This is a genomic window from Streptomyces sp. NPDC060002 (assembly GCF_042737245.1).
Classification (GTDB): Bacteria; Actinomycetota; Actinomycetes; order Streptomycetales; family Streptomycetaceae; genus Streptomyces.
The window spans coordinates 16,118-39,341 of sequence record NZ_JBHWUW010000047.1 but is presented as its reverse complement, the minus strand read 5'-3'; the positions used below and the strand labels follow the sequence as shown (position 1 = coordinate 39,341).

The following is a 23,224-nucleotide window of genomic DNA, read 5'->3' as shown; positions in this document are numbered from 1 at the left end:
TCGGATTCAAGTACCGTTTCCGGGATGGACACCACCGCGCCCGAGGAGATCGACGGCGAGAACGTGCCTCCCATGGCGCCCCTCTCGAACCTTCGCGAGCCGCCTGCGACGAAGCGCGGAGCGCGGACTCGGGCCGCTCTGGTGAAGGCCGCGCGGCAGGTGTTCGAACGGGACGGCTACCTCGACACTCGCCTGACCGACATCACCAGAGAAGCTCAATGCGCGGCGGGATCCTTCTACACCTACTTCGCCAACAAGGAGGAGGTGCTTGCCGCCGTCCTCCTGGAGGCGCAGGAGGACATGATGCACCCCGGCGTGGGCCGGGTGCAGGGTGCCGACGATCCCTATGCGGTACTCGAGGCGAGCAACCGCGCGTATCTCGAGGCGTACAGACGCAACGCGAAGCTGATGGCCCTGCTGGAGCAGGTCGCCCAAGTGGAGCCGGAGTTCCGTGAGTTCCGAAGCCGGCGCGCTGACGCGTTCATCCGCCGCAATGCCCGCGGCATCGCCGACCTGCAGGTGCGGGGTGTCGCGGACCGTGCAGTCGATCCGATGATGGCCTCCCGTGCCCTGTCGGGCATGGTCAGCGTCATGGCCTACAACGCCTTCGTGGTCGGCGAACGGCAGGAAGAAGGTGCACCGGTGGACTTCGAGGAGCTGGTGTCCACGGTCACCCGCCTCTGGGCGAACGCCCTGCGGTTCCCCGGCCACCGCTGACCCGGCAGCCTGGACCGCCTGCCTGACCGAGGATCGCGCCGAGACCGAGGCGTACACCCTGGGGCCGCTGTTGCCCTGACGCAGCACTCGGCGCGGGTGTCCGGGGAGTGAGGCGTCGTCGGGCTGTGGCCGGTCCTGCCGCCCCAGCCCGGCGCCGGGCGTTCAGCTGGGGGGTGCCGACAGATGGATCAGGATGCCGCACACCTCGTCCACGATCTCCCGGGCTTCCGTCTCGTCCCCGCAGTCGCCCAGCTCACGCGCCGCCCCTCCGATGACGGTGGTCAGCACGCTCACCCGGACCCGGCCGGCGCGTCGCCTCTCGTCGATCTCCAGGAGCCGGGCATTGCGCCGTACCCATGCGCGGTCCCACTGGCGGCGCAGCGCGTCGAAGCCCGCGGGGCCGTCGTCTTCCACGAGGAGTCTGCCGAGCCTCCGGTGGTCCCAGGCACCCTCCAGGTAGGCCCTGGCTCCCGCCACGAAGAGGGCGACGGGGTCGTCCACGCCACGGTTGCGCTCAGCGGTCAGCGTGGTCGCGGTCCGGCTTTCCTGCTCCTCCCGGAACTCCTCCCACAGGGCGAGGTACAGCCCTCGCTTTCCGCCGTAGTGCTGAAAGAGGCTGCCCACCGGGATGCCGCAGCGCGTCGCGATCTCGCTGAGACCGGCGTCGGTGTAACCGCGCTCGGTGAACACCCCCAGCGCGGCGTCGAGCAGCGTGCGCCGGAGGGTTCCGTCCTGCCCGGCCTGTTCCTCCGGCAGACCCGTGCGCCCCTGCCCGCCCGGCAGCTGACGTGCTGCCTCGGCCCCGGCGGACTCCACCATGCCGCTCACTGGCATTCCCCACCTTCATCGGCCCCGTCGCGGATCGCGAGGGCGACCAGTAGTTCCAGGAGGTCGGCGATCCGGCGCGGATTGCGGCCGGTGCGTTCCTCGATCCGGCGCAACCGGTAGTGCGCCGTGTTGTGGTGCACTTGCAAGCGGTCGGCGGCCAGCCGCAGGTTGAGGTCCGCCTCCGCGAAGGTCCGTATGGTGGCGGCCAGCGTGTCGCCGCGTCTGCGGTCCTCCTCCAGCATCAACCGCACCCGGGGATCGACCAGCTGGCGCGCGAGGTCGTCGGCGCGCAACGCCAGGTAGTCGAACGGGGACAGCCGCGGCAGCGCTGCCACCCCGCCCCCGCTCGGCACCAGGTCGAGGGCGGCCCGGGCCTCCTGGTAGGCGCGCGACAGTTCACCTGCGCCCCGGGCGACCGTACTGATCCCCATGGAGAGCATGGTTCCGGCCTGCGCGAGCCGCCGCTGCACGGCCTCGAAGTGGGCGCATATGTCCTCCGCGTCCATGCCGGCCCGGACCACGGGCACGGCCACCACCTCGCCGTGGCGCACGACGACCAGCGTTCTGCCGGCCCAGGGCCCGGCGACGCTGATCGACGCGCTGGCGGCATATCCGTTCTCGGCCGAGGTCGGGTCGCCGGTGCGGGTGTCGCCGACGCACACCGCCACGACCGCCATCATCGGCGAGCGCGGTCCGATGCCGTACGCCTGCGCCGCGGCGAACAGCGGACCGCGCGTCGGCGCCACCCCGGCCAGGAGCTGGTCCAGGAGATCCCGGCGCTCCCGGTCCGCGTCCGCCACCACGTGCTGCTGGTATTCGACGTACGCCTGCGCGGCATGGGTGCTGGCGTAGTCGACGTACCGCATCAGCGGGGTGACGAGGGACAGCGCGGCCTGCTGGGCCTCGGCGGACGTGCCCGCGCAGTCCAGCAGCGCGTCCCACAGCACCTGCCGGCCGACCCGGAAGGCACTGATCCAGTCCTCCAGGGCGAACCCCGCGCGTGCTCGGCGCATCGCTGCCGCGCGGCTGAAGACCAGGTCCTCGGGGGCGATGTCGCGATCGCCGGCCAACGCCGCCAACTGCATCCGGTAGTGCTCGAGCACCTGGTCCCGTACGTCGCCGAAGAACCGTTCGTCCTGCAGTGCGTACGACGGGATCTCCGCGCGCATCACGTCGACGGCGGTCTCCGCCACCTCCTCGACCCGGTCGTGGACGGCGTGCAGGATCCGCCGCCGCTCCCGGCGGAGCGGTTCGGAGAGTGGGGGAGTGCCCAGTGCAGGGCCGCGAGGCATGCCGCCGATAGTCGCCGCCCTCCTCGTGCTTCGTCAACAGGTTCGGCGTGAGACATCTCCCGGCACCTGTGCGCGGCGCACAGTCCGGCGACCGGGAAGTTGGGTGCCCACACCCGATGTGCGCCTGGAACGCCCCCACCTACTGTGACGCTCGCCCACCCCCCCAGCACGTCGGAAGGGGCGTCACTCATGCTCGCGGTCGAAGACATCACCGTGCGCTTCGGCGGGATCACGGCATTGGACGGTGTCACTTTCACCGTCGAGCCGGGCACCGCCGTAGGGCTCATCGGGCCGAACGGAGCCGGCAAGACCACCTTGTTCAACTGCCTCACCAGGCGCTGCACCGCCGACGGCGGAGGCGTGCGGTTCGAGGACGAGGACCTGCTGGCCCTCCCTCCGTACGCCGTGGCCGGGCGTGGCATCGCCCGCACCTTCCAGAACCTGGGCCTGTTCCCGCAGCTCACGGTCCGGGAGAACGTCATGATCGGCGCCCACAGCCGGGGGCGCACCGGACACCTCGCCGCGGCGCTCCGGCTGCCCCGCGTCCGGCGGGAGGAGAGGGCGCTCCGTGACCTGGCGGACGATCTGCTGAGGCGGCTCGGCCTGGCGGACGTCGCCGACCACCCGGCCTCCGCACTGCCGTTCGGCACGCTCAAACGCGTCGAACTCGCCCGGGCGCTCGCGGTACGGCCCCGGCTGCTGTTGCTCGACGAACCCGTCAACGGCCTCAGCCACGGCGAGGTGGACCAGTTCGCGGATCTGGTCCGCTCGGTGCGCCAGGAGTTCGACCTCACGCTCGTGGTGGTCGAACACCATATGGCCTTCGTGATGGGCCTGTGCGACAAGGTGGTCTGCCTCGACTTCGGCCGCAAGATCGCCGAGGGCTCGCCGGAGGAGATCCAGCGCGACCCGGCGGTCGTCGAGGCGTACCTGGGGGTGGCCGCATGAGCGAGCCCACCACCGACAGCACCGGGGCCGCGGCGGGTGCGGAGCGGAACCTCCTGAAGGTTGCCGACCTGCACGCCGGATACGGCCAGGCCCGCGTGCTCCAGGGCCTCGACTTCTCCGTCGCGCGTGGCGAGGTGTGCGCGATCCTCGGACCCAACGGCGCGGGCAAGACCACGACGCTGCGGGCGCTGTGCGGCATGGTCCGCGGCCGGGGCTCGGTCACCCTGGACGGCAAGGAACTGCTGGGCCGCTCGCCCGAGCAGGCCGCCAGGCTCGGCGTGGCGCATGTGCCCGAGGGCCGGGGCACCTTCAACGACCTGACCGTCGAGGAGAACCTGCGCATCGGCGCCCATCTGCGCACCGGCCCCCGGCGGGGCCGCGCCGAGCGTGCGGCCGTGGCGGCCGACCTGGAACGGATCTGCGACTACTTCCCCAGACTGCGCCAGCGGTCGGGTCAGGCCGCCGGCAGCCTCAGCGGCGGGGAGCAGCAGATGCTCGCGATCGGCAGGGCGCTGATGCTGCGGCCCTCTCTGCTGCTCCTGGACGAGCCGTCCCTGGGGCTCGCACCGCTGGTCACCCGCGAGCTGTTCGAGATCGTCCGTGCCGTCAACGAGGAGGAACGCACCACCGTGGTCGTCGTCGAGCAGAACGCCCAGCTCGCGCTGGACATCGCGCACCGGGCTCACGTACTGGAGGCCGGCCGCCTGGTGCTGTCCGGACCGGCCGCGCAGATCCGCGAGGACGGGCAGGTCGCCGAGGTGTACCTCGGTGTCTCCGTCCACTCCCGGAAAGCCGGGTGAGCGCCGTGACCGAGCTGCTCCAACAAGTGGTGGAGGGCCTGGGCTCCGGCGCCGTGTACGCCAGCCTGGCGCTGGCCCTGGTGCTGATCCACCGGTTCACGGGGATCGTCAACTTCGCGCAGGGCGAGCTGGCCATGCTCTCGACGTACGTCGCCTGGCAGCTGGTGGCGTCCGGGATGCCGTACTGGCTGGCGCTGCCGGTCACTCTCGCGGTGTCCTTCGCCGGCGGCATGCTGCTCGAGCGGATGGTCATCCGCCCCGTACAGGGCGCGCCCGAGCTGACGGTGGTCATCGTCACGGTCGGCCTGTTCATCTTCGTCAACGCGCTGGCCGGCCTGATCTGGTCGTTCACCGTGAAGGACTTCCCGCAGCCCTTCCCCGACGGCGGACTCGACCTGACCGGTGTGCGTATGGACTGGTCGACGCTCGGGATCATCGGCGTGGTGGCCGTCGTCATGGGCCTGCTGTATCTGCTGTTCCAGCACACCTCCATCGGCCTGGTGATGCGGGCGGTCGCCTGCAATCCGGCCTCCGCCCGGCTGTCGGGCATCCGGGTGGGCCGGGTGCTGATGCTCGGCTGGGGCCTGGCCTCGACGGTCGGCGCGGTGTCGGGCGTCCTCGTCGCCCCGGTGTTGTTCCTGGAGCCCAACATGATGGGCGGGGTGCTGATCTACGCGTTCGCCGCAGCCACCCTCGGGGGCTTCGACAGCCCGGTCGGTGCGGTCGTCGGCGGCCTGTTCGTGGGCGTCGCCGAGACGCTGACCGGGGCGTACGTGGACGTGATCGGCGCCGATCTGAAGGTGGGGGTTCCCCTGGTGATCATTCTGGCGGTACTGCTGGTGCGGCCCCAGGGCCTGTTCGGACGGGCGGCGGTGGAACGCGCATGAGCACGGTCACCACCACACTCGGCACGGACCGCGCCCGGAGGCTGCGGGCGCTCACCATGGTGGTCGCGGCGGCGGTCGCCCTCGGCGCACCGTTCTGCTTCGCCCCCTTCCAGGTATTCCAGCTCACCATGGTGCTCCTGTACACCGTGGCGCTGTCCGGCCTGAACCTGCTGGTCGGCTTCGGCGGGCAGATCTCGCTCGGGCACGGCGCGTTCTTCGCGGCGGGCGCCTACACGGCGGCGGTCATGCTCGACCGGTACGACACCGGCCACCTGGCCACGCTGCCGGCCGCGGCCGCCGGATGCTTCCTGCTGGGCCTCGGGTTCGGAGTGCCCGCGCTGCGACTGCGCGGGCTGTACCTGGCCCTGGTCACCCTCTCGTTCGCGGTGTTCCTGCCGCCCCTGCTCAAGCGGCTCGAGCCGGTGACGGGCGGCTCCATGGGCCTGACCTTGGACAAGCTGCAGCCGCCCGCGTGGAGCGGGCTGGCCGAGGACCAGTGGATGTACTTCGTCGTCCTCGCCGTCACCGCGGTGGTCCTCCTGCTCGCCCGCAACCTGCTGCGGTCCCGCGTCGGCCGGGCACTGCTGGCCGTGCGGGACAACGAGAGCGCCGCCGAGGTCATGGGCGTGCGGCTGTCGCTGCACAAGACCCTCGCCTTCGCGTGGAGCGCGATGTTCGCGGGTGTGGCCGGCTGTCTGTACACCTGGGTGATCGGCTTTGTCTCGCCCGACTCCTTCAGCTTCGTTCTGTCCATCACCCTGCTGGCCGGCCTGGTGGTCGGGGGGCTCGGCTCGCTGTACGGACCCCTGCTGGGAGCGGCGTTCGTGATGTACGTGCCGAGCGTGTCCCAGGACGTCAGCGAGGCGGCGCCGGGCTTGGTGTTCGGCCTGCTGATCATCACGGTGATGTTCGTGGCCCCCACGGGACTGGCCGGTCTGCCGGGCCGTGTCCTCGGCGCAGTCGCCCGTCGTCTGCCCCGCACCACCGCTGCCCTCGACGGGACGCCACCGGCCGAATCCGTGCCCGATGCGGAGCCGAAGTCCCAGGCCCTGTCCGGCCCCTCCGCGACTCACACCCCTGCGGACCCCGCAGTTGTCGACGCCGAACCCGTGGGCGCACCGCCCCGTACGGAAAAGGAATGAACCATATGCGCAAGACGACCGCTCTGCGGGCGGCCGCGGCCGTGACCGCCGCCCTGCTCACCGCGACCGCCTGCAGCGGCCGGCGAGGGCAGGATGCCCAGGACACCGCCGCCGACGGCGCGTGCAAGGGCCAGCAGACCACCGGCATCACCGACAAGACCATCAAGCTGGGCGGGATCTACCCGCTGTCGGGACCCGCCTCCGCGTACGGCACGATCAGCAAGGGCGCGGCCGCCTACTTCGGTTACGTCAACGGCAAGGGCGGCATAGGCGGCCGCAAGGTCGAGTTCGTCGTCCGCGATGACGGCTACCAGCCGCCCAAGGCGGTCGAGGAGGCCCGCAGACTCGTCGAGCAGGAAAAGGTCTTCGCGGTGTTCCAGACCCTGGGCACTCCGTCCACGGCAGCCGTGTGGGACTACCTCAACAAGCAGAGGGTGCCGCAGCCCTTCGTCGCCACGGGCGCCTCCGCCTGGGGCACGGGCGACCAGCACCCCTGGACCATCGGCTGGCAGCCCAACTACGTGGCCGAGGCCCGCGTGTACGCCAAGTACCTCAAGGACGCGAGGCCCAGGGCCGAGGTCGCGGTCCTCTACCAGAACGACGACTTCGGCAAGGAGCTGCTCGGCGGGTTCAAGAAGGCCGTCGCCGGCAGCGGCGTCAAGGTGGTCGCCGAGGAGAGCTACGAGGTCACCGACCCTTCCGTGTCGGCACAGATGGTGAGCCTCGCACGCTCCGAGGCGGACGTGCTGCTCGATGTCACCACCCCCAAGTTCGGCAGCCAGGCCCTCGCCGCCGACGCCAAGAACACCAAGTGGAACCCGCTGCACATCGTGAACAACGTGGCCTCGTCCGCCGCTGTGCTCAAGCCGGTCGGGTTCAAGAACGTCCAAGGCGTGGTCTCGGCCACCTACTTCAAGGACCCCGCCGACCCGCAGTGGGCCGCCGACCCGGAGATGAAGGCGTACAAGGACGCGCTGCACAAGTACGCGCCCGACGCCGACCCGGCCAACCAGTTCAACGCCTACGGCTGGGCCGTCGCCTCCAGCCTGCACCAGGCCCTGGACGCGATGAAGTGCCCGACCAGGGAAGGACTGCGGGACGCGGTGCGCAGCCTGAAGGACGTGAAGGTGAACATGCTGCTGCCCGGGGTCACCATGTCCACCGGCCCCGGCGACGCCTTTCCGCTCGAGACGATGCGGCTGATGCGGTTCGAGGGCGAGCGGTGGCAGCTGTTCGGCAAGCCGGTCGACACCCGCGAGGAGTTCGGCCCGGCGGCGAAGTGAGCCGGTGGGGGCGGTCCGCGTCGATGCCCCGACACCTGCGGACCGCCCTCGCCCCGTCACCGGGGCCCGGAACCTTGTGTGCCCGCCGGCAGGTGGAGGACCCGACGTCTGCCGGGCACGGTGGCGCCGGACCGGGCCGCGGGTGTGGAGGAGGCAGTCGCTGCCCGGTCGCCGTGATACGTGCCGCCACAGGCCGCCCCGCCCGTCAGCCGCCTATGTTCCAGGCCGTCGAGCCGTCGAGCCGTCGACCGACGCCGCTCACCGGTCGCCACGTCGAGCCCAAGGCATGACGCTCCGCGGGCAATCCAACATTCCGACCAGTCGGTATGTTGGATTGCCCGCCGCACCCTTCTGCCCCAGCCCCTACGGAGCCGAGCCGCACCGAAAGGCCACGCGATGACATATCCCGATGACAGGCGGTACCCGCAGCCGGAATGGCCGCAGCCGTGGACCGAGCCGTACGGCGACGCCCCTCGGTACGCGTCGTACGGGCGGGATCCGGGGCAGGAGCCCTCCCCGTCCCGATACGACGACTCTGCGTACGACCGGTACGGGCAAGCCGCCCGGCAGGAGCCGTACGCGCACGAGACGCATCGGCACAGCGCCGACCTCGCCGCCCTTCGCTCGGCCTACCGCGTCCTCCGCCGGGTCTCGACGTTCACCGCGCTCGGTTCCTTCGTGGTGTACGTGGTGCTGTCCTGCTACGCAACTGGGCTGATGGGGGCCAGGATCACCGGGGAGCTGAGCCTGGGAATGGCCCTGGGGATCCTTCAGCTCCTCGTCACCTTCGCGGCGGTCTTCTCCTACGGGCGCAGCGCACGACGCTCGGTGGACCCGTTGGCCCATGCCGTCAGGGAGCGGGCGGCCGGCCGGCCGGCGGGGGTGGCGAGATGACCGACTTCGGCGCCGGGTCGCAGGCCACCGTCCTCGTCCTCTTCACCACCCTGGTCACCGTCACGCTGATGATGTGCGTGATGACGGGACCGGACCGCGACGATCTGACCAACTTCTACACCGGCTACCTCTCACTCACCCCGTTCAAGAACGGCCTGGCCATCGCGGGCGACTACATCTCCGCGGCCACGGTGCTGAGCACCACCGGCATCATCGCGCTCGCCGGATACGACGGCTATGTCCTCGCGGTCAGCACCGCCTTGTCTCTGGTGCTGCTGATGTTCCTGATGGCCGAGCCTCTGCGTAACGCCGGCAGGTTCACCATGGGCGACGTCCTGGCCCGCAACATGCCCGGCCGGGCCGTGCGCATCGCCGCCTGCACGGTGACGCTTTCGGCCACCCTGCCCTTCCTGGTCGTCCAGCTCTCCGGTGCCGGGTCCCTGCTCACCTTCATCCTGGACATGCCGCACGGGGCGGGCGCCAGAACGGCGTGCATCGTCATCGTCGGCAGCCTGATGATCATTTACGCGGCCCTCGGCGGTATGCGGGGAACCGCGCTCCTGCAGATGATCAAGATCGTCATCCTGCTCGGCACCAGCGTCGTCGTCGCCGCCCTGGTCCTGAACCGCTTCGGCTGGAACCCCGGAGACCTGTTCAGGGCCGCCCAGCACGGCAGCGGCACGGGCCCCGCCTTCCTTCAGCAGGGCCTTCAGCTGGGCACCTCGGCCGCCGACCGGCTGGATTTCCTCGGTCTCCAGATCACCGTGGTCCTCGGCGTGGCCTGCCTGCCCCACATCACCATGCGTCTGTACTCCTCGCAGGACGTGCCGGCCGTGCGTCGCTCCATGTCGTGGGCCGTCGGCACGGTCACCACCTTCTGCCTGCTCGTGATCATCGTGGGTACGGGCGCGGCAGCCCTGGTGGGATCGCGGTCCATCATCGCGGCCGACCCGTACGGCAGGACGTCGGTGCTCATGCTGTCGCAGGTGCTGGGCGGGGCCCCCGCCTCCGCGGGCGCGACGATTCTCTACTCGGCCGTGGCGGGAATGGTGTTCATCACCCTGCTGTCCTCGGTCGCGGGGATGACCCTGGCCGCGGCCTCGTCGCTCGCCCACGACCTGTTCGCCCATGCGGCGCGGCGGGGACAGGCGGACCCGCGTACGGAGATGACGGTGGCGGCGTGGACGAGCGTGGCCGTGGGAACCGTCGCCATCGGGCTCGCCACCCTGGTCCAGAACCGGGACGTCGGGGTGCTGACCACTCTGGCCGTCTGCATCGGGGCTTCCGCGGTGGCTCCCGCGCTGACCTACTCCCTGTTCTGGAGGGGATTCACGCGCACCGGCCTGCTCGCCACCCTCTACGGCGGCGCGGCCTGCGCGCTGGTGCTGATGGTCTTTTCCAAGGCCGTCTCGGGCACGCCGTCCGCCGTCTTCCCGAACGCCGACTTCCACTGGTTCCCCCTGCAGTCCACCGGACTGGTCTCCATCCCGTTGGGCTACCTGGCGGGCTGGCTGGGCAGCCGTCTGGACCACCGGCGCCGCGCCGCCGACAGCCGGGAGAGCCGACAGCTGTACGAGGAGGGCGAGGCACGTCTGCTCGCCGCAGCCGAATGACCTAGGCGGCGGGGGCGGACCGGACAGGCGTCCTCGGTGCCGCCGCCGCAGTCCGCCCAAGGGCCCGAGGCCCCCCCACGGGGCCGGCATGGCGGCCGGATGCCGACACGCCGCTGTGAGAGTCGGCGACCGCATGGCCTGCGACGGTCAGGTGAGCGTGTCGGCCAGGGATTGCTCGGTCCACACCGTTTTGCCTTCGCGGGTGTAGCGGGTGCCCCAGCGTTCGGCCATCTGAGCCACCAGGAACAGGCCGCGCCCGCCCTCGTCGGTGGTGCGGGCACGGCGCAGGTGTGGGGCGGTGTGGCTGGTGTCGCTGACCTCGCACACCAGAAACCGTTCACGGATCAGCCGCAGGGTCGCAGGGCCAGTGGCGTACCGGTAGGCGTTGGTGACCAGTTCGCTGGCGATCAACTCGGTGCTGAACGCCAAGTGCTCCAGACCCCATTCGGCCAGTTTGGCCGAGGTCAACGCCCGAGCCTGGGCGGCGCCGGCGGGCTCCAGCGGCAGCTGCCAGGAGGCGACGTCCTCCGGTGGCAGCATGCGGGTGCGGGCGATCAGCAACGCGATGTCGTCGCTGGGGCGCGCGGGCACGAGCGAGTCGACCACAGCTTGGCATGTCCGTTCCAGCTCGTCCGCGGGGCGGGTGAGAGCAGCGCACAGCTTGCTCAGGCCGATGTCTGCATCGATGTGGCGTTCGCCGATGATCCCGTTGGTGTACAGGCACAGCAGGCTCCCCGCGGCCAGGTCGATCTCCCGGGCCTCGAACGGCAGGCCGCCCAGGCCGAGCGGTGGGCCCGCGGGCAGGTCGAGCAGGGCCACCTGTCCATCCGGAGCGGTCACCACCGGCGGAGGGTGGCCGGCGCGGGCCACGGAACACCTCCGGGACACAGGGTCGTACACGGCGTACAGGCAGGTGGCGCCGACGACCTGCTCGCCCACGGGCTGTTCGCCGAAAGCCTCCTGTTCGGCCGCCAGCAGGGTGACCAGGTCGTCCAGGCGGGAAAGGACCTCGTCCGGTTCCAGGTCGAGGCTGGCGAGCGTGTGGACGGCGGTACGCAGTCGGCCCATCGTGGCAGCGGCGTGGATGCCGCGTCCCACCACGTCGCCGACGACGAGGGCGACCCGAGCCCCGGACAGTGGAATGACGTCGAACCAGTCGCCGCCCAGGCCCGGGGCCGCGCTGGCCGGCAGGTACCGCACGGCAACCTCGACGGCCGACTGGTCCGGAACCGCCCGGAGCAGAAGGCTGCTCTGCAAGGTGAAGGCGGCCTGCTGCTGCTGGGTGAAGCGCCGGGCGTTGTCGATGGCGAGGGCGGCGCGCGAGCCGAGTTCCTGGGCGAGGGTGAGATCGTCCGCCTCGAAGGGATCGGGGCGGCGCGAACGCCACAGGGTCAGCACGCCCAGTACCAGGCCACGTGCGGCGAGAGGTACCACGATCAGCGAGTGGGCGCCCAGGTCCGGGGCGTGGGCCCCCAGGCGGCTTTGGGTCGAGAACGCGTCGGAGGGCAGAACCGGTTCCAGGACGGGCCGCCCTTCGGCCAGGCATCTTGCCTGGGGTGTGTCGGGTGGGAACTCCACCGGCGCGCCCTGGGGGTGGGGCGGGCCGGGTTGCTGGGCGCCGACGCCGCAGACCCCCACTCGTACCACCGGTCCCGCCATTGCCCGCGCCGGTTCCTCACCACGTGTGACCGGCTGAAGCAGGTCCACCGACGCATGGTCGGCGAGTTGCGGCACCATCACCTCGGCGAGTTCCCGGGCGGTCTCTGCCACGTCGAGCGTGGTTCCGATACGGCTGCCGGCCTGGTCGAGGAGCGCGAGCCGACGCTGGGCCCGGTGGCGTCCGGTGATGTCCTCGACCATCTCGGCCACGCCCAGGACGCGGCCGGAGGGATCCTCCATCCGGAAGGCCGAGACCAACGCGACCCGCTCTCGTGCCGGATCCGCCTCAAGGCGGGCGAACTGCTCGGAGTAGATCAACGCTCGGCCGGTCTCCATCACCTGGCGTACACGGTCCGCGGCCCTGCGCGCGTCGTCGGGAAGGAGCATGTAGCCGGTCGGCAGACCTCGAAAATCTGCTGCCGGGACGCCGGTGAAGCGTTCGACGGCCCGGTTGACCCGGAGAACCCTGAGGTCAGGGCCGTGGACGACCAGGCCGATCGGACACTGGCGGTACAACCCGTCGAGAATCGCGCGGTCCCTTTGCCAGTCCAGGACGTCGGCCGCGAGTGCCCCGGCGACAAGCCACTCACGGACTCGGTCGTCGCGGGAGAACGTCTGGGCCCTGAGACCCATCTCCACGAACCGTCCGTCGCGGTGCCGCACCTTGAGCACCCCGAACCAGCCGCCGTCTCTCCGGCAACTCGCCGCGGCCTCCCTGGCAGCCGGCCGATCGCGCGGATCGACGAGGACCTCGAAGGCCGGACGGCCGATCACGGCTGCCCCCGGATGGCCGAGCAGTTCCTCTGCCCGTCGGTTCCATCCGACCACGGCACCCCGGTCGTCGAGCACCGCCAGGGCGGCGAGGCGCGGGGCGAACGGATCGTCGTGGCTTGCGCTGAGCTCCGTCATCCGCATCTCCACCGCTGGCTGACCTGCTGATACACGTAAGCCTAGTGAACCCGGTGGAGCCGCGCGCGCTCCCGCCGTGGCGGGCGCGGGTGACCACGGCAGGCCCGACGGTCCGCTGTCAGCGGTCTGCGGAAACCGCGCCTGGTGTGCCCCCATCCCGTCCGCAACCGCTTCCAGCCCGGTGATCATGTGGTCGGCACCTTCGGCGATCAGGAATACGTGGTCTCCGACGGCAGGGGCGCCATGAAGATCGACACTTCCCCTAACGCCTGGGCAGCAACGAGACCGCCGACCCGCCCTCGCCCGTGCCCACGCGGCGGCCGGATGCTCCTGGGCGAGCCGCGCGCGTCCGGCTCGAAGGTGTGAGCGACGTGCACGGGCGTCTGGTCGGTCGGCCGCGGAGATCATGTCGAGCAGGCGGGGGAGTACGTGGTGGAAGGCGAATGCACGACGACCTGTCGGACACCCCTGGAGCCCGCCATGTGGCGGTGGGTCGCAGCAGGACCGCGGGCGGCTTCCGCGAGATGCTGCCGCAGGCACCACCCCCTCGACCTTGTCCGCTCTCCTCCCCGGAGTCCGCCATGGCAGTATCCCCCGCCTCGTTCGCCGAGGACGGTTACCGCTTCGACGACCTGCGTGCGCTCTTCATCAACTGCACACTCAAGCCGTCCCCCCAGCTCAGCCACACCCAGGGACTCATCGACAAGAGCCGGACGATCATGGACGGGCAGGGGGTGACCACGGAGCTCGTCCGCGCGGTCGACCAGGACATCGCGCCGGGGGTCTACCCGGACATGACCGAACACGGTTTCGCCACGGACGCCTGGCCCTCGCTTTTCGAGCAGGTGATGGCCGCGGACATCCTGGTACTGGCCGGGCCCATCTGGCTGGGCGACAACAGCTCCGTCACCAAGCAGGTCATCGAGCGCCTCTACAGCTGCTCCAGCCTCCTCAACTCCCAAGGTCAGTACGCCTACTACGGCCGGGTCGGCGGCTGTCTCATCACCGGCAACGAGGACGGCGTCAAGCACTGCGCCATGAACGTCCTCTACAGCCTGCAGCACCTCGGCTACACCATCCCGCCGCAGGCGGACGCCGGCTGGATCGGCGCCGCGGGCCCCGGCCCCTCATACCTGGACCCCGGTTCGGGCGGTCCCGAGAACGACTTCACCAATCGCAACACCCACTTCATGACCTGGAACCTGATGCACATGGCGGCCATGCTGAGACGGGCCGGCGGCGTACCGGCCCACGGCAACCAGCGCACTGAGTGGGACGCCGGCTGCCGGCCGGGGGCGGAAAACCCCGAGCACCGCTGACGGCGTACACGAGGCGCAGCACACGGAGAAGAAGGGGATCACCCGGCAGAACGTAGACGTCCGCGAGGCCATCCTGGAGCTGGAGCTGGAGCTGGAGCTGGAGCTGGAGCTGGGGCGCCGCCAGGCGGACGCGGAGAGCAAGCAGCGGCGGGAGATCGACACCGTGCGGGCCCGTGAGGAGGCCGGGACGGCGCGGGTGGTGGAGGGGGAGCGGCTGCGGGCGCAGTGCGTTCCTGAAGACCGAGGAGCGGTTACTGACCAGCAGGTTCACGGCCGTGCCGATCTGCGCGGCACTGTGATGTGGCGGATGCGTCGTCGGCCGGCCGCTCACGTGCTGCGTAGCGGGGCGACCAGCACGCCGGTATGGCCGCGCGTTCCCCTGTTCGGCATCGGGTTCCTGATGGCGTCGACTCTCGCCACCTGCGGTGGAGCCCCGCCTCGTGGCAGCCGATGCCGCCAGTGATCAGAGGGTTCCTGACCACCCTGGCTACAAGCGATCACTGGACGGCTGTGACACGACCGGAAACGGGCGGACGACGCGGACGCGGGTTTCGCTCCAGACCGGATTGGCCGTCGTGCAGTGGTGGAGTGATCTTCTCTGGATGGGTAATACACATGTAATGGGTGTGAATTAGCTGCTTCGGGTGTGCCGTACTGGCCCGCCCCCCTGATCGCCAGGGTTTGCTTGCCTTAGGGGTGCCAGCCGTCCCGTATCGGGGTCCCAGGGAGCGTCCAGCCCTTTCATGCCCGCACCGGTCAGAAGAGGCACGCAATGGATCCATGGCTGATGTGGTTGATCGTCGCAGCCGTTCTGGCTGTGGTGGAGATCTTCACACTGACTGCTGCGCTCGGAATGCTGAGTGCGGCTGCGTTGGTCACGGCGGGTTCTGCCGCGGTCGGGCTGGCGCTGCCCTTCCAGTTCCTGGTGTTCACCGTCGTTGCTGTGGTCACCGTGCTGTTTTTGCGGCCCGTCGCGCTGCACCATCTGCGTCGGCCCCCAGCGGCACGGTTCGGCGTGGATGCCCTGGTCGGCAGGAGTGCTTGCGTCGTCGCGGAGGTGACGGGACGGAACGGCAGGGTCCGTATCGACGGCGATGAGTGGACGGCCCGCGCTTACGACGAGACGCTGGTGATCCCTGTCGGAAAAACCGTCGATGTCATGGAGATCAGCGGCGCAACCGCGATTGTCTACCCTCGGGAATGAAACCATGGAAACCTCGGCGTTCTTGATTGCCGGCCTGATCGTCGCTCTGTTCGCGGTCGTCACGGTGGTGCGGGCGGTCCGTATCGTGCCCCAGGCGCGTGCGCGTAACGTCGAACGACTGGGCCGCTACCTCCGGACCCTGAATCCTGGCCTCAACTTCGTCATCCCGTACATCGACCGCGTTCATCCGGTGATCGACTTGCGGGAACAGGTTGTCTCCTTCAAACCGCAGCCGGTCATCACCGAGGACAACCTGGTCGTCGAGATCGACACCGTCCTCTATTTCCAGGTCACCGATCCACGTGCGGCTTTCTACGAGATCGCGAACTTTCTTCAGGCGGTCGAGCAGCTCACCGTCACCACATTGCGCAATGTGGTGGGATCCATGGACCTGGAAAAGACGCTCACCTCGCGGGACACCATCAACAGCCAGCTGCGCGGCGTGCTGGACGAGGCCACCGGCAAGTGGGGGCTGAGGGTCAACCGGGTGGAGATCAAGGCCATCGACCCTCCGCAGACCATCAAGGACGCCATGCAGAAGCAGATGCGAGCCGAGCGGGACAAGCGCGCCGCGATTCTCGGGGCCGAGGGGCAACGCCAGTCACAGATACTCACCGCCGAAGGCGACAAGCAGGCCGCGGTTCTGCGCGCGGAGGGCAACCGCACCGCTGCGATCCTCCAGGCCGAGGGCCAGTCCCGGGCCATCGACGAGGTGTTCCAGGCCGTGCATCGCAACGACCCCGACCCCAAGCTGCTCGCCTACCAGTACCTTCAGACGCTGCCCCAGCTCGCGCAGGGCTCGGGCAACAACTTCTGGGTCATTCCCAGTGAGATCACCTCCGCACTGCAGGGCGTGTCCCGGGCCTTCAGCGAGGTGCTGCCCCAGTCTCCGGCCACGCGCGAAAAACCCACGGACGACGCGGCTGCCCAGGCCGCCGACGACACGGCGCAGGCTGCGGAAGCCGCTGCCGCGGCCCTCGCCGACGCAGCGAGGGCCGATCGTGGCACCCTCGACTCCCGCCTCTCCCGGCCGCCAAGCTGACAGCCGGGCACGCCGGCCGGACTTCGCCGGTGCCCGTACACGTCCCTGGACGCGACCCGCGTTGAGCGGCCGAGGCGACTCGCCAGCCGGGTCGTCGCTGCTTAACGGCTCCCCGACCACCGCTCATCGGTCGTACGGGTCCGTAGCGGCGGGCCCGGCGCCGCGACATCATCACGATCTCTGCCCGAGGCCGTCGTCACCTACGCCGCCTCGACAAGGTCCTGGACGACCTCCACGACGAACTGCTCGCACCGTGTCCGGCCGAACGCGACTATTTCGTGCAGTTGCTCACCCGCTTGCTGGACCACCACACCCGGACCTCCTGACCCCGCGTTCCTACCGAACCCACGGATACACCCGACTGATACACACGGACCGACCCGCGAGTTCCCGCCGAACAAGCTGCAGTTCCGCTGAACTCACGGGGCTTGGGACTTGAGCAGTTGAGGTGCGGGACATCCCGGTGAGATTGATCTTGGTGTTCGGGCCTACCGCGCGAGGGCTTCGAGCCGGCGGAGGGCGGCGGTCGCCAGCTGCTCTTATTCTGTTGGCGAAACCCGTCAATAACCGTTGCCCGTCGTCACGTACACAGCCAGTCAGTGCCCGTCGTCGTCGGACAGGTGCTCGCGCAGGACCGTGCTCAGGGCGATGGGTTCGCGGCCGAGCAAGGTGACCAGTGTCGAGTCGAGCGCGGCGAATTCGCCGGCGCGGCTGGCTGCGAAGATGCCGAGCAGTTGGTCTGCCGCCTCGGCGGGGACGCCGCGGCCCACCAGTTGCTGCCGGAACTGGTCGTCGGGTGCGGTGCTCCTCGTGATGGCGCGGCCGGTGACGTCGGCGGCGATGCGGGCGATGTCGTCGAAGGTCAACGCCTGCGCCGCCGTGAGCGGAGGCGTGGGACCGTCGATGCAGCCTTCGTCGGCCAGGATGGCGGCGGCTGCGTCGGCGAGGTCGGCGTGGGCGGTCCAGCTGACTGGTCCGTCTGCGGGGAGCGTGACCTGGCCGGACTGCATGGCGTGACCGAGGAACTGCACCGCGCTGGCGGCGTAGAAGCCGTTGCGCAGCGAGGTGAACGGCACGCCGGAGGCGCGCAGGGCTTCCTCGGTGGCGGCGTGGTCGCGGCAGGGCTGGAATTGCGACGAGGCGCTGGCACCCATGTGGCTGGTGTAGAGGATGCGGCGGGCACCGGCCGCGACGGCCCCATCGATCGCGGCACGGTGCTGCTGCACGGCCTCTTCGCCCATCTTGTCGACGGAAACGATCAGCACCTGGGAGGCGCCCTCGAAGGCGTGGGCGAGGCTGTCGGCGTCGGTGAAGCTGCCTTGCCGCACCCGTACCCCTTGGTCGGCGAACGCCTGCGCCTTCTGCGGGTCGCGGACGCTGAGGCCGACCTGGTCCGCCGGCACGCGGGTCAGCAGTCGTTCGACGATCTGGCGTCCGAGCTGTCCGGTGGCTCCGGTCACGATGATCATTTGTGCTCCAGCGATCTGGTGTTTCCAGTGGAATCGTAATTACCGTATCATTGATAATAACTACGGAAACGCATGTGTTGTATCGTTGATATATGCCACCACGTTCACGCGTCAGGGACGGCGCTGCCGCCGTCGACTCCGAGACAGCGCCCATGGACCGTGAGCAAACCCGACAACGGGTCATCGAGGCCGCCGCCGACCTGCTGGCGCGCGAGGGCCGCGACGCCGTCACCACCCGCGCGGTCGCGGTCGCAGCAGGCGTGCAGGCACCTGCCATCTACCGGCTGTTCGGCGACAAGGAGGGGCTGCTCGAAGCGGTGGCCGAGCATGGCTTCGCCACGTTTCTGGCGGCCAAGCGCGTCGACCCCGACCCGCAGGATCCCATCGAGGACCTGCGGGCGGGCTGGGACCTGGCAGTCGAGTTCGGTCTGGCCCATCCCTCCCTGTACGTCTTGATGTACAGCGAGCCCAAGAGGGCCACATCGGCCGCGTTCAAGGCCGGCATGGACATCTTGAGGGGACGTGTCCGTCGCCTCGCCGCCGGCGGCTGGCTCCGCGTTGACGAGGAGCTTGCGGTCACGCTCATCCATGCCACGGCACGCGGCGCGGTACTCACGTGGCTGTCCCTGCCCGAGGACCGGCGCAACCCGGCCCTGTTGACCGCCCTGCGGGAGTCCATGGTCGCCGCCGTGACCAACCAAGAGCCGGCTGTGCAGGACGCGGGCCCGGCCGGCGCCGCCCGGGCCTTGCGCGCCGCGCTGCCCGAACAGACAACTCTCAGCGGCGCGGAGCAGCATCTGTTGAGGGAGTGGCTGGACCGCCTCGCCTCCGACGGTTGAGGTGCCATGGCTCGTGCATTCCCGCGTGGGCAGCGCCCCCGGCGCAGCCCTCTCACTGGATTGATACGTCGTCGCTGTCCTCGGCGGCGTTCGCGTAGCGCAGCGGGTACAGGCCCCTGCCGGCGCCGCCGGCGGTGATGTTGAACTGGTAGCGGCTCGGGAAGTTGATGTGTCGGTCATTCAGCGGGGAAAGCCGGGCCACGGCTACCCACTCCGACCTCATGACCGCCGAGTTCACTCAAGAAGAGTCCCCTGACCAGCAGTGATAGAGAACTGCCCGGGCTGGGCACGGGAACGCGCTGGTGGTGACGCTCCTGGTGCAGCTCGGGTGGGGGCGGTGACGGGGCTGCTGAATCTGCGGCTGCCCCGGGTGGTCGGCTGAGACGCGGGTGGTCGGCCGAGAGCTGATCGGGACCGGCCGCGCCTGGTAGGGCAGCAGGGCCCGGACCGCGCGTCGCGGTCCGGGCCCTGCCCCGTGCGGTGCCGCGCTGCTGCGGCGGTGCGTCAGCTCTGTGCGGTGTCGTCGTCCGCCTGCACGGCGCCCTCAGCTGCGCCTGCCTTCTCGCGCATCTTGCGCACCAGCTCCGCCTTCTGGTCGGCTGCACCCTGGCGGTCGAGGTTGCGGTGCGGACCGTTGTTCTGCCGTTCGGCGCGGGACAGCTTCTTGCGCTGGCCGCCGCCCATGCCCACGGGGTTGTTGATGTTCTTGCTCACGGTCACGGGTTCTCCCGGTAATGATGTGAAGTGATCTACGGATTCATCGGTGGGGGACGGGCGGCGACGTCGAAGGACGTCAGCAGGGGCCCATCAAGCCCTCACTCGTAAATCGGCGTCTGGAAGAACATGACAAAGACGTTACCCGGTTCCGCTGGCTCCGCATACCAACCTTTTCGCCGCCCCGGCGTCGGCCGGGCCTTCGGCGAGCGCCCGGGGTCAGCCGTTTCCTTCCGGGAATCTCAGCACAGCCAGCACCCGCCGGTGGTCGCCGCCCGCCCGGGGCAGGTCCAGAGGGGTGTTACTGGGCCGCCGCGGCCGTACGTGCGGCTCGGGTTTGTCGGCGGCTGCCGTTGGTCAAACGCGATATTGGCAACCTGGCCGCCGCCGACCCTCGCCAGGTCACCCGCGCTGCTGGGCTGCCACGGCGGCCGCGTCGCCCGGCGCGTAGGTGAGCACGCTCTCTTCGATGAGCATGACGAAGCGGCGGCCGGGCTCGTGGATGATCTTTGACCGATCGAGTCGGGCGGCGGCCGCCTGGCCGGAGTCGTCGGGGATGTCCAGCAGCCGAGCGTTGGCGTGCAGGAGTGCGCGGGCGTACCCCTCTGACCGCCGCTCAGCGTCATCGACGGAGTGCTGAAACGGTGGGAGCCGCGCGGCTGTCGCCCGTGCGCGAAGCGTGAGGCCGACGCGTGCACGACATCCACATCACGACGTGCGCCCGCTGCATCCATCGGGACTACTGCCCGGAGGGCAACGCCCTGTACGCGCTCGCGCTGCTCCGCCGGACCCGCTGAGCCTTCGCCTGTTTGCAGAGCTTCGCCGGCGCCGATCTCGTCGGCCAGATGGTGCGCGCCTGTTCGATCTGCCCGTCGACCACGACCGGCTCGCTTATCGGCCCGGCATGTTCCTGACCAGCGCCACGGAGACCCTGCATGTGGGCGACGTGAACGAGCTCGCCCTCCCCCTCCCCCTCGCCCCGGCGGGCGGCCGTCGAGCCGGGGACTGCCACACCGTCTCGTGGGATCTGCCCAGCGGAAACCGAGACCCGGCCCCTTCCCTGCACGCCGCTCTTCAGCAGACACCCGACAGTTCACCGATGGCCAGGGGAGGCATATCGAGCCGTACCTGCCGAAGGGCGAATACAGCCGGGGCGAGGGTCAGGCGGGCGAGGTGTCGGGGCGGGCGTCGTACACGGCGCGGGCGGCGTCGATGTGCGTCAGGTGCGTGATGCTCCACTCCAACAGGGGTGCGGTGGCTTCGCGGAGGGTCCTGCCCATCGGAGTGAGTTCGTAACTGACGTGCGGCGGCATGACGTTGCGGACGGTTCGTGTGAGGATCCCGTCGCGTTCCAGGCCGCGCAGGGTGACGGTGAGCATACGCTGGCTGATCCCGTCGACGGCCCGCTTGAGTTCGGTGAAGCGGCGCGGCCCCTGGCTGAGGTTGCGCACGATCAGCAGCGACCACTTGTCGCCGACGATGCCGAGCACTTCACGGGCCTGGCACGGGTCCTCCGGACGTGCCGACCGCGACTCGCCGCCCACTGTGCCGCTCATGGTTACCTCCAGAGAACCAGGGCACCGAAATGTGCCCTATTGATCGGGGTGCGGCGGGTGCAGCACGATGATGTCGGTTCCTGAAGAGTACCGAGGCACGAACAGGAACCTCAATGCTCCCGCGCCTCCACGCCCCGAAGAGGAAAAGATTCCCCTGATGTCAACTTTTCTGCTGGTACACGGCGCCTGGCACAGCGGCCAGTGCTGGGAGCGGGTGGTCCCGCTGCTGGAATCGGCCGGACACCGCGTGTTCGCGCCCTCACTGACCGGCTACGGCGACAAGGCACACCTGCTCGGTCCCGAGGTGGGGCTCGACACGCACGTCGTAGACGTCGTCAAGCTGATCCACGAGGAGAACCTGACCGAGGTGGTGCTCGTGGGTCACAGCTACGCGGGGCTGGTCATCTCTTCCGTGGCCAACGAGGTACCGGAACGAATCGCGCACCTGGTGTACCTCGACGCGATGGTCCCGGAACACGGCGAGACCGCCGTCGACGTGCAGCCCATGACCCAGAACCTGATCGACCTGGCCGCCAAGTCCGACAACGGCTGGCGCATCCCGCCGCTGCCTGAGATGCCACCGCCCCTCGGCCTGTTCGGAGTCACCGACCCGGCGGATGTCGCATGGCTGCGTGCGACGCTCTCCGACCAGCCAGTGGGCTGCCTGCGGCAACCGGTCCGGCTGGACAACCCTGCCGTGGACTCCATTCCGCGCACGCACATTCACTGCGTCGGCGCAGAGCCGGAAGGCATCGTGCGGCGGCCCGTCCCCGCGACCCAGCCCAACGGCTCCCCCGCACGGATACGGGAGCTGCCGACCGGGCACGACTGCATGATCACCATGCCGGCGGATCTGAGCGAACTGCTGCTTGAATCCACCCTTCGGTAGCGTCCGCTCCGTCCACCCAGCCCACCAAGAGCCATCAGAAACGGCCTGGGCGCGGGCTTTCCGGAGGTCACCAACGCGGTGCCGGCCGCGATGAGCGACTGCTTGACCGCGTCCGAGAGTGCGGCCATACGGGTGGGCACAGAGACATCCAGGCGGCGGGCCAGCCGGACCAGCACGGTGCGGGCCGTCGCCTCGGGCGGAACGGAGATGTACAGGGTGGCTGGTCCGCCCCGGTCGGGCCACTGGAGATGGGGCATCTCCTTGAGGCGCTGCGTGAGTTCCAGCACGGCGGTCGACTTCCCGCAGCCGGAAGGGCCTGTCACCACCAGTGTGCGACGGTCCGTCGGCGCGTAGTGGTTCAAAACCAGAAGCCGTTGCCCCGCCGCACAGACCTCGCGCGTCAAGGGGTCCCCCGGGACGGTAAGGCGCGCGTGGTAGGCGATGCGGGCCTGCTCCGGAGCGATCTTGACAGAGCGCCGTGCCAGTGCGGCGTCGGTGGTTGCGGGCGTGCGTGCGCCACGTGGGCGGGGCACCTGACTTTCGTATGTCTGCCAGGCAAGTGGTGAGGGACGCCAAACACGCGGCGATGCTCGACCGTCGTCAACTGCGTTAATCCGTAAGAGGGCTGACGCATCGGCACGTGTCTCTGTCCCAATGGGCGAGGTGTCGTCTTCCGTGTCGAGGGCGGGGAGCTCGCGCCAGGAACCGTTCTGGTCGCGGACCCAGACACGACCGGGGCCGTAGGTATCAGCATGCACGCTGATCCGTGCGGGAGGGGAGCCGGAGGAGCGGGTGGGCCGCAGGCCGGCCAGGGCCTGCCCGTCGTATCGCCGCCCCTGCACCGTCAGGCCGGCCGGCGACAGGGGCTGTGTGGCGTCAGGCAGCAGATCCGGGTAGGTCGAGGGAGGCAAAGGCAGATGGACCCAGCCCTGGCGGGTGACGCATGCGGTGAATGCCCCGCTCGGCGTGGGCGCGACGTCCGGCAACGTCACCGGCTTCAGTGCTTCCATCTCATGGTGTTGCCACATCAGCCCCGCCCACTCCTGTGCCCACGCCTGCACCGCGTGTGCGGTCCACCGCCCGGCCGCCTCCGCGTCAGGACGCGCTGCGAGGTACTCGGTGAACCGGGTGGCCAGTCGGTGGACCTTGCCTTCCCCCGATCCCACCAGCGCGGGTGAGACGGGCAGCACGCTCACCCCGTATTGCTGGCACAACCGCCT

The 23,224-nt window shown here is 69.8% G+C and carries 20 protein-coding genes and 4 pseudogenes; 15 read left to right on the top strand and 9 right to left on the bottom strand.

All coding sequences use genetic code 11. The features are described 5' to 3' along the window. The first annotated feature begins 24 nt into the window (after positions 1–24). Positions 25–717, top strand: coding sequence for a TetR/AcrR family transcriptional regulator (locus tag ACFWBD_RS31605; RefSeq protein ID WP_385674269.1), 693 nt, complete (start codon positions 25–27; stop codon positions 715–717). Positions 718–879: 162 nt separating this feature from the next. Here ACFWBD_RS31605 and ACFWBD_RS31600 read toward each other — a convergent pair whose 3' ends face one another. Both ACFWBD_RS31600 and ACFWBD_RS31595 read right to left on the bottom strand, forming a co-directional pair. Continuing rightward, positions 880–1,536 (bottom strand): TetR/AcrR family transcriptional regulator, encoded by a 657-nt coding sequence (locus ACFWBD_RS31600; RefSeq protein ID WP_385674324.1) that lies wholly within the window; start codon positions 1,534–1,536, stop codon positions 880–882. A 5-nt stretch (positions 1,537–1,541) separates the two neighbouring features. Then, a complete protein-coding gene (locus ACFWBD_RS31595) occupies positions 1,542–2,837 on the bottom strand; it encodes a PucR family transcriptional regulator (protein WP_385674267.1) in 1,296 nt (431 codons plus the stop codon). Between the two features lie 189 nt (positions 2,838–3,026). On the opposite strand from ACFWBD_RS31595, the gene ACFWBD_RS31590 reads away from it, so the two are divergent. The 7 genes from ACFWBD_RS31590 to ACFWBD_RS31560 all read left to right on the top strand — a co-directional run bounded on the left by ACFWBD_RS31590 (position 3,027) and on the right by ACFWBD_RS31560 (position 10,404). Beyond that, a complete protein-coding gene (locus tag ACFWBD_RS31590) occupies positions 3,027–3,785 on the top strand; it encodes an ABC transporter ATP-binding protein (RefSeq protein WP_385674264.1) in 759 nt (252 codons plus the stop codon). Further along, positions 3,782–4,585 carry an ABC transporter ATP-binding protein gene (locus ACFWBD_RS31585; protein WP_385674262.1) on the top strand — a complete coding sequence of 268 codons (804 nt, stop codon included), beginning with the start codon at positions 3,782–3,784 and terminating at the stop codon, positions 4,583–4,585. Before ACFWBD_RS31590 ends, ACFWBD_RS31585 begins: the two co-directional genes overlap by 4 nt. Then, positions 4,582–5,472 (top strand): branched-chain amino acid ABC transporter permease, encoded by an 891-nt coding sequence (locus ACFWBD_RS31580; protein ID WP_385674260.1) that lies wholly within the window; start codon positions 4,582–4,584, stop codon positions 5,470–5,472. Before ACFWBD_RS31585 ends, ACFWBD_RS31580 begins: the two co-directional genes overlap by 4 nt. Beyond that, a complete protein-coding gene (locus ACFWBD_RS31575) occupies positions 5,469–6,614 on the top strand; it encodes a branched-chain amino acid ABC transporter permease (RefSeq protein WP_385674257.1) in 1,146 nt (381 codons plus the stop codon). Before ACFWBD_RS31580 ends, ACFWBD_RS31575 begins: the two co-directional genes overlap by 4 nt. Positions 6,615–6,619: 5 nt before the next feature. Next, on the top strand, positions 6,620–7,897 hold the full coding sequence (locus ACFWBD_RS31570) for an ABC transporter substrate-binding protein (protein ID WP_385674254.1): 1,278 nt from the start codon (positions 6,620–6,622) through the stop codon (positions 7,895–7,897). 396 nt (positions 7,898–8,293) lie between these two features. Continuing rightward, positions 8,294–8,791, top strand: coding sequence for a DUF485 domain-containing protein (locus ACFWBD_RS31565; RefSeq protein WP_385674251.1), 498 nt, complete (start codon positions 8,294–8,296; stop codon positions 8,789–8,791). Further along, positions 8,788–10,404, top strand: coding sequence for a cation acetate symporter (locus ACFWBD_RS31560; protein ID WP_385674248.1), 1,617 nt, complete (start codon positions 8,788–8,790; stop codon positions 10,402–10,404). The genes ACFWBD_RS31565 and ACFWBD_RS31560 overlap by 4 nt, the downstream gene beginning before the upstream one ends. 147 nt (positions 10,405–10,551) lie before the next feature. On the opposite strand, the gene ACFWBD_RS31555 is transcribed toward ACFWBD_RS31560, so the two are convergent. Further along, positions 10,552–12,972, bottom strand: coding sequence for a SpoIIE family protein phosphatase (locus tag ACFWBD_RS31555; protein ID WP_385674322.1), 2,421 nt, complete (start codon positions 12,970–12,972; stop codon positions 10,552–10,554). 581 nt (positions 12,973–13,553) lie between these two features. On the opposite strand from ACFWBD_RS31555, the gene ACFWBD_RS31550 reads away from it, so the two are divergent. The 5 genes and pseudogenes from ACFWBD_RS31550 to ACFWBD_RS31530 all read left to right on the top strand — a co-directional run. Beyond that, the gene (locus tag ACFWBD_RS31550; RefSeq protein WP_385674245.1) at positions 13,554–14,291 is read left to right on the top strand and encodes a flavodoxin family protein; all 738 of its coding nucleotides are present in this window, start codon (positions 13,554–13,556) and stop codon (positions 14,289–14,291) included. A gap of 7 nt (positions 14,292–14,298) precedes the next feature. Next, positions 14,299–14,557: pseudogene (locus ACFWBD_RS31545) on the top strand (hypothetical protein); the annotation flags it as partial. A 506-nt stretch (positions 14,558–15,063) separates the two neighbouring features. Then, positions 15,064–15,495 (top strand): NfeD family protein, encoded by a 432-nt coding sequence (locus ACFWBD_RS31540; RefSeq protein WP_385674243.1) that lies wholly within the window; start codon positions 15,064–15,066, stop codon positions 15,493–15,495. Between the two features lie 4 nt (positions 15,496–15,499). Continuing rightward, positions 15,500–16,537 carry an SPFH domain-containing protein gene (locus tag ACFWBD_RS31535; protein WP_385674240.1) on the top strand — a complete coding sequence of 346 codons (1,038 nt, stop codon included), beginning with the start codon at positions 15,500–15,502 and terminating at the stop codon, positions 16,535–16,537. A gap of 155 nt (positions 16,538–16,692) precedes the next feature. Then, positions 16,693–16,863: pseudogene (locus tag ACFWBD_RS31530) on the top strand (MarR family transcriptional regulator); the annotation flags it as partial. A gap of 270 nt (positions 16,864–17,133) precedes the next feature. Here the strand turns inward: ACFWBD_RS31530 and ACFWBD_RS31525 are convergent. After that, positions 17,134–18,006 carry an NAD(P)H-binding protein gene (locus ACFWBD_RS31525; protein ID WP_385674237.1) on the bottom strand — a complete coding sequence of 291 codons (873 nt, stop codon included), beginning with the start codon at positions 18,004–18,006 and terminating at the stop codon, positions 17,134–17,136. Between the two features lie 92 nt (positions 18,007–18,098). Between ACFWBD_RS31525 and ACFWBD_RS31520 the strand changes: the two genes are divergently transcribed. After that, positions 18,099–18,845: a TetR/AcrR family transcriptional regulator gene (locus ACFWBD_RS31520; RefSeq protein ID WP_385674234.1), complete on the top strand. Its 747-nt coding sequence runs from the start codon at positions 18,099–18,101 to the stop codon at positions 18,843–18,845. Positions 18,846–18,897: 52 nt separating this feature from the next. On the opposite strand, the gene ACFWBD_RS31515 is transcribed toward ACFWBD_RS31520, so the two are convergent. From ACFWBD_RS31515 to ACFWBD_RS31500, 4 genes and pseudogenes are all read right to left on the bottom strand, one after another. Then, positions 18,898–19,047, bottom strand: coding sequence for a hypothetical protein (locus ACFWBD_RS31515; protein ID WP_385674231.1), 150 nt, complete (start codon positions 19,045–19,047; stop codon positions 18,898–18,900). A gap of 302 nt (positions 19,048–19,349) precedes the next feature. Further along, positions 19,350–19,565, bottom strand: a complete 216-nt coding sequence (locus tag ACFWBD_RS31510) for a DUF6243 family protein (RefSeq protein ID WP_385674227.1) — start codon at positions 19,563–19,565, stop codon at positions 19,350–19,352. Positions 19,566–19,973: 408 nt separating this feature from the next. Beyond that, positions 19,974–20,171, bottom strand: a pseudogene (locus ACFWBD_RS31505) (Scr1 family TA system antitoxin-like transcriptional regulator); the annotation flags it as partial. Between the two features lie 548 nt (positions 20,172–20,719). Then, positions 20,720–21,115: a winged helix-turn-helix transcriptional regulator gene (locus ACFWBD_RS31500; protein WP_385674225.1), complete on the bottom strand. Its 396-nt coding sequence runs from the start codon at positions 21,113–21,115 to the stop codon at positions 20,720–20,722. A gap of 157 nt (positions 21,116–21,272) precedes the next feature. On the opposite strand from ACFWBD_RS31500, the gene ACFWBD_RS31495 reads away from it, so the two are divergent. After that, complete coding sequence (locus tag ACFWBD_RS31495) at positions 21,273–22,004, top strand: alpha/beta fold hydrolase (protein ID WP_385674222.1); 732 nt, start codon at positions 21,273–21,275, stop codon at positions 22,002–22,004. Positions 22,005–22,093: 89 nt separating this feature from the next. Here ACFWBD_RS31495 and ACFWBD_RS31490 read toward each other — a convergent pair. Then, positions 22,094–23,014 (bottom strand): annotated as a pseudogene (locus ACFWBD_RS31490) (ATP-binding protein); the annotation flags it as partial. Positions 23,015–23,224 lie beyond the last annotated feature (210 nt).

What these genes read in the sequence shown, in the direction of transcription:
- ACFWBD_RS31605 (WP_385674269.1), top strand. Translation starts at nt 25, where the DNA reads ATGGACACCACCGCGCCCGAGGAGATCGACGGCGAGAACGTGCCTCCC.
- ACFWBD_RS31600 (WP_385674324.1), bottom strand. Translation starts at nt 1,536, where the DNA reads ATGGTGGAGTCCGCCGGGGCCGAGGCAGCACGTCAGCTGCCGGGCGGG.
- ACFWBD_RS31595 (WP_385674267.1), bottom strand. Translation starts at nt 2,837, where the DNA reads ATGCCTCGCGGCCCTGCACTGGGCACTCCCCCACTCTCCGAACCGCTC.
- ACFWBD_RS31590 (WP_385674264.1), top strand. Translation starts at nt 3,027, where the DNA reads ATGCTCGCGGTCGAAGACATCACCGTGCGCTTCGGCGGGATCACGGCA.
- ACFWBD_RS31585 (WP_385674262.1), top strand. Translation starts at nt 3,782, where the DNA reads ATGAGCGAGCCCACCACCGACAGCACCGGGGCCGCGGCGGGTGCGGAG.
- ACFWBD_RS31575 (WP_385674257.1), top strand. Translation starts at nt 5,469, where the DNA reads ATGAGCACGGTCACCACCACACTCGGCACGGACCGCGCCCGGAGGCTG.
- ACFWBD_RS31570 (WP_385674254.1), top strand. Translation starts at nt 6,620, where the DNA reads ATGCGCAAGACGACCGCTCTGCGGGCGGCCGCGGCCGTGACCGCCGCC.
- ACFWBD_RS31565 (WP_385674251.1), top strand. Translation starts at nt 8,294, where the DNA reads ATGACATATCCCGATGACAGGCGGTACCCGCAGCCGGAATGGCCGCAG.
- ACFWBD_RS31560 (WP_385674248.1), top strand. Translation starts at nt 8,788, where the DNA reads ATGACCGACTTCGGCGCCGGGTCGCAGGCCACCGTCCTCGTCCTCTTC.
- ACFWBD_RS31555 (WP_385674322.1), bottom strand. Translation starts at nt 12,972, where the DNA reads ATGACGGAGCTCAGCGCAAGCCACGACGATCCGTTCGCCCCGCGCCTC.
- ACFWBD_RS31550 (WP_385674245.1), top strand. Translation starts at nt 13,554, where the DNA reads ATGGCAGTATCCCCCGCCTCGTTCGCCGAGGACGGTTACCGCTTCGAC.
- ACFWBD_RS31540 (WP_385674243.1), top strand. Translation starts at nt 15,064, where the DNA reads ATGGATCCATGGCTGATGTGGTTGATCGTCGCAGCCGTTCTGGCTGTG.
- ACFWBD_RS31535 (WP_385674240.1), top strand. Translation starts at nt 15,500, where the DNA reads ATGGAAACCTCGGCGTTCTTGATTGCCGGCCTGATCGTCGCTCTGTTC.
- ACFWBD_RS31525 (WP_385674237.1), bottom strand. Translation starts at nt 18,006, where the DNA reads ATGATCATCGTGACCGGAGCCACCGGACAGCTCGGACGCCAGATCGTC.
- ACFWBD_RS31520 (WP_385674234.1), top strand. Translation starts at nt 18,099, where the DNA reads ATGCCACCACGTTCACGCGTCAGGGACGGCGCTGCCGCCGTCGACTCC.
- ACFWBD_RS31500 (WP_385674225.1), bottom strand. Translation starts at nt 21,115, where the DNA reads ATGAGCGGCACAGTGGGCGGCGAGTCGCGGTCGGCACGTCCGGAGGAC.
- ACFWBD_RS31495 (WP_385674222.1), top strand. Translation starts at nt 21,273, where the DNA reads ATGTCAACTTTTCTGCTGGTACACGGCGCCTGGCACAGCGGCCAGTGC.